5 protein-coding genes are annotated in these 4,186 nt (G+C 72.0%); 1 reads left to right on the top strand and 4 read right to left on the bottom strand.

From position 1 onward, the window contains the following. Positions 1-34: 34 nt before the first annotated feature. The 4 genes from mqnE to ABT247_RS32195 all read right to left on the bottom strand — a co-directional run bounded on the left by mqnE (position 35) and on the right by ABT247_RS32195 (position 3,471). Positions 35-1,198 (bottom strand): aminofutalosine synthase MqnE, encoded by a 1,164-nt coding sequence (mqnE, locus tag ABT247_RS32210; RefSeq protein WP_350749873.1) that lies wholly within the window; start codon positions 1,196-1,198, stop codon positions 35-37. 52 nt (positions 1,199-1,250) lie between these two features. Beyond that, positions 1,251-2,213, bottom strand: coding sequence for a threonine ammonia-lyase (locus tag ABT247_RS32205; RefSeq protein WP_350749870.1), 963 nt, complete (start codon positions 2,211-2,213; stop codon positions 1,251-1,253). Between the two features lie 5 nt (positions 2,214-2,218). Beyond that, positions 2,219-2,677: an Lrp/AsnC family transcriptional regulator gene (locus tag ABT247_RS32200; RefSeq protein ID WP_030055719.1), complete on the bottom strand. Its 459-nt coding sequence runs from the start codon at positions 2,675-2,677 to the stop codon at positions 2,219-2,221. A 119-nt stretch (positions 2,678-2,796) separates the two neighbouring features. Then, positions 2,797-3,471, bottom strand: a complete 675-nt coding sequence (locus ABT247_RS32195; protein ID WP_350749867.1) for a UbiX family flavin prenyltransferase — start codon at positions 3,469-3,471, stop codon at positions 2,797-2,799. Between the two features lie 214 nt (positions 3,472-3,685). On the opposite strand from ABT247_RS32195, the gene ABT247_RS32190 reads away from it, so the two are divergent. Further along, positions 3,686-4,186, top strand: a 501-nt coding sequence (locus tag ABT247_RS32190) for a cyclase family protein (RefSeq protein ID WP_350749863.1), incomplete at its 3' end; no start/stop codon positions are given.

Here is a 4,186-nt window from a genome sequence, read left to right as displayed (position 1 = left end):
GCGGGTGCGGTCCGGGCGGCGGTGGGTCCGCAGGTCAGAGGCGCATCGCCTGCGGGGTCTCGCGGCGCGTCAGGTCCGGGCCCTCGTACTCGCGGATGACCTCGTAGCGGGTGTTGCGCTCCACCGGGCGGAAGCCGGCGTCGCGGATCAGGCCGAGCAGGTCCTCGCGGCCCAGCTTGTTCGGCGTGCCGAAGTTGTCCGCGTCGTGGGTGATCTTGTACTCGACCACCGAGCCGTCCATGTCGTCCGCGCCGTGGCTGAGGGCCAGCTGCGCGGTGGTCACGCCGTGCATCACCCAGAAGACCTTGACGTGCGGCACGTTGTCGAAGAGCAGCCGGGAGACCGCGAAGGTCTTCAGCGCCTCGGCGCCGGTGGCCATCTCGGTGCGGGCCATCAGCTTGTTGCGCACGACGCCGTCCTTGGAGTCGTGGAAGTCGTGCTGGTAGCGCAGCGGGATGAAGACCTGGAAGCCGCCGGTCTCGTCCTGCAGCTCGCGCAGCCGCAGCACGTGGTCCACCCGGTGGCGGGGTTCCTCGATGTGGCCGTACAGCATGGTGCAGGGCGTCTTGAGGCCCTTGGCGTGCGCGAGGCGGTGGATCCGCGACCAGTCCTCCCAGTGGGTGTCGTGGTCGACGATGTGCTGGCGGACCTCCCAGTCGAAGATCTCCGCGCCGCCGCCGGTCAGGGACTCCAGGCCGGCGTCGATCAGCTCGTCGAGGATCTCGTCGGCGGACAGGCCGCTGATCTTCTCGAACCAGTGGATCTCGGTGGCGGTGAAGGCCTTCAGCGAGACGTTCGGCAGGGCCGCCTTCAGCTCCCGCAGCGAGCGCGGGTAGTAGCGCCAGGGCAGGGTCGGGTGCAGCCCGTTCACGATGTGCAGCTCGGTGAGGGACTCGCTCTCCATCGCCTTGGCAAGGCGGACGGCCTCCTCGATGCGCATCGTGTAGGCGTCCTTCTCGCCCGGCTTGCGCTGGAACGAGCAGTACGCGCAGGACGCGCTGCACACGTTGGTCATGTTGAGGTGGCGGTTGACGTTGAAGTGGACGACGTCGCCGTTCTTCTTCGTCCGCACGTGGTGGGCCAGCCCGCCCAGCCAGGCCAGGTCGTCGCTCTCGTAGAGCGCGATCCCGTCCTCGCGGGTCAGTCGCTCACCCGCGTAGACCTTCGCCTCCAGCTCGCGCTTGAGCCCTGCGTCCATGCGGTGACCCGCCTCCTCCGACATTCGATTCCTTGCCGGAACGAGCCTACGCCTATGCCGACAGCAGCTCCGCGAGCAGTGCGGGTTCGATGTTGCCGCCGCTGATCACGGCGGCGACCGTCTGGCCGCCGGTCTCGGCGGCGCGGTGGAAGTACGCGGCCGGGGCGACCGCCCCGGAGGGCTCGGCGACGAGCCGGCCGCGGCGGGCCAGCAGGGCGACGGTGGCGCGGATCTCGTCCTCGGTGACGGTGACGATGTCGTCCACGTAGGCGGTGAGGTGCTCGAAGGGGAGCACGCCGACCGCGGGGGTGCGCAGCCCGTCCGCGACGGTCCGGTAGGTGTCGGCGACCGGCCACTCCACCCGGCGCCCGGACCGCAGGCTGGCCTGCGCGTCGGCGGCCAGTTCGGGTTCCACGCCGATCACCCGGATGCCGGGGCGGGTGAGCTTGAGCGCGGCCGCCGTCCCGCTGATCAGCCCGCCGCCGCTGACCGGCACCAGGACGGTGTCCAGCTCCGCCGGGGCGTCCTCGGCGATCTCCAGGCCGACCGTGCCCTGCCCCGCGATGATGAACGGGTCGTCGTACGGGGGCACCCAGACGTAGCCGTGCCGCTCGGCCAGCTCGCCGGGCAGGGTGTCCCGCTCACCGGGCGGCACCACGATCACCTCGGCGCCGAACGAGCGGGTGGCCTCCACCTTCACCGCGGGCGAGGTGTCCGGCATCACGATCACGGCCTTGATGCCGAGCAGCCCGGCCGCGTACGCCACCGCCTGGGCGTGGTTGCCGCTGGACTGGGCGACCACACCGCGCGAGCGCTCCTCCGCGGTGAGCGCGGCCAGCCGGTTGTAGGCGCCACGGGTCTTGAAGGCGCCGGTCGGCTGGAGGTTCTCGGGCTTGAGCCAGAGCCGCCGCTCCCCCTCGGCCGCCCACGGGGCGGGGACCAGCGGAGTGCGCACGGCCACCCCCGCGATCCGCTGCCGGGCGGCGCGCAGCTCCTCCAGACCGACCAGTGCCATGTACGTCACTCTCCTACGGGAGGAAGCTCACTCACCCGGTTTTCCCACTTGGTGGAGAGTACGACGGTGGTACGGGTGCGGGCCACGCCTTTCGTGCCCGAGATCCGCTTGACCACCGACTCCAGGCCGGCCACGTCGGCCACCCTGACCTTGAGCATGTAGGAGTCGTCGCCGGCGATGAACCAGCAGTCCTCGACCTCGTTGAGGTCCTTCAGCCGGAACGCGACGTCCTCGTGGTCGGCCGCGTCGGTGAGCTGAAGGCCGATCAGGGCCGTGACGCCGAAGCCGAGCGAGGCCGGGTTGACCGTCGCCCGGTAGCCGGTGATCACCCCGGCCTGCTCCAGGCGGTTGATCCGGTCCGTGACGCTCGGGCCGGAGAGCCCGACCAGTCGGCCCAACTCGGCGTAGGAGGCACGGCCGTTCTCCCGGAGCGCCTGGATGAGCTGTCTGTCCACCGTGTCCATATACCGTCCGCGTCCTTCCGAACCTCACCAGACCCACAGATCATTATCCGGATTCAAAGGCGACGTGCGCTGACCGACCCGGATATCGCAGAGAACATACTCTCCTGCCCTCGCTCTCCTTACTCCCCCTCAGCCGGAGCGGCCCCGCCGCCGCCTGTCGGGCGGGCCGCCGCCCCCAACTCCCCTTCCCAGCGCAGGTAGAGGGAATGCGGCACGCCGACGGCGTCCAGGACGCGCCCGGCCACGAAATCCACGAGTTCGCGCACGGTGGAGCCGCCGGCGTAGAAACCGGGCGAAGCGGGCAGGACGATCGCGCCCTGCGCGTCGAGCTCCACCAAGTGCTTCAACGTCACCCCGTTGAGTGGTGTCTCGCGCACGCAGACGACGAGTGGCCTGCGCTCCTTCAGGGTGACACTGGCGGCCCGCTGCAGCAGGTCCTTGCTCAGGCCGAGCGCGATCCCGGCCACCGCACCCGTGGTCGCCGGCACCACCAGCATGCCCTTGGCGGGGTAGGAGCCGCTGGACGGGCCGGCCGCGAAGTCGCCGGCGGGCCAGTAGCGGACGCCGTCCAGGCCCTGGTCCGTCCCCAGCCAGGCGGCGAGGTCGGTGCGCCAGTGGGCGTCCCGGAAGGAGATGCCGGTCTCGTCCAGGATGGTGAGCCGGGCCGCCCGGCTGACGATCAGGTCCACCGCCTCACCGGCCGCGAGCAGCGCCCGGATCACCGAGGCCGCGTACGGCGTCCCCGACGCTCCCGAGACCCCGACCACCCACGGCTGACGCTTCGCATTTCCCATGGGGCATTTCTATCCCGCCTTCACCCTGCGTCCCGGCCCGAGGCTCGTGCGGGCGGGGTGTCCGGGGCGGCTGGGGTGTCCGGGACGTCCGGGCGGGACAGGGGTGGCAGGCGTCGGAGCAGGGTGGCCGGGGCGGGGCTGGGGCACGGGGTGGGACAGGGTGGCGGGAATGGAACGGGTCCGGGAGCGGGCAACCCCTGGGAGGATGGGGCGCATGGCAGCGACCCTCGTCGACCTCACCCATCAGGTGACCACCGCGATGCCGGTCTACCCCGGCGATCCGGCCGTCCTGCTGGAGCCCGCCCTCACCACCGCGACCGCCGGGGTGAACGTGCTGGCCCTGCACCTCGGCTCGCAGTCCGGCACGCACGTGGACGCGCCGTACCACGTGGACGTCACCTGGCCCACGCTGGACGGTCTGCCGCTGGAGCGGTTCACCGGACCGGCCGTGGTGGCCGACCTGCGCGGGCTGGAGCCCCGGACGGCGGTCACGCCGGAGCTGCTGGCGCCCGCGCTGGCACGCTGCGGCGAGGGCTCGGTGCTGCTGCTGGCCACCGGCTGGGTCCGGCACTGGGGCACCGACGCCTACCTCGCCCATCCCAGCCTGACCGCCGAGGCGGCCGAGGCGATCGTCGCCGCGGGGGTCCGCACCGTCGGGGGGGGCGCGCGGGGCGGGGCCCCCACCACCCCACCGGGCCCGGGCGACCCAGCGGGG

It is taken from the genome of Kitasatospora sp. NPDC001539 (genome assembly GCF_040298565.1).
In the GTDB taxonomy this organism is placed as follows: domain Bacteria; phylum Actinomycetota; class Actinomycetes; order Streptomycetales; family Streptomycetaceae; genus Kitasatospora.
The sequence above is the reverse complement of the archived record's forward strand: the minus strand, read 5'-3'. Positions and strand labels throughout refer to the sequence as shown.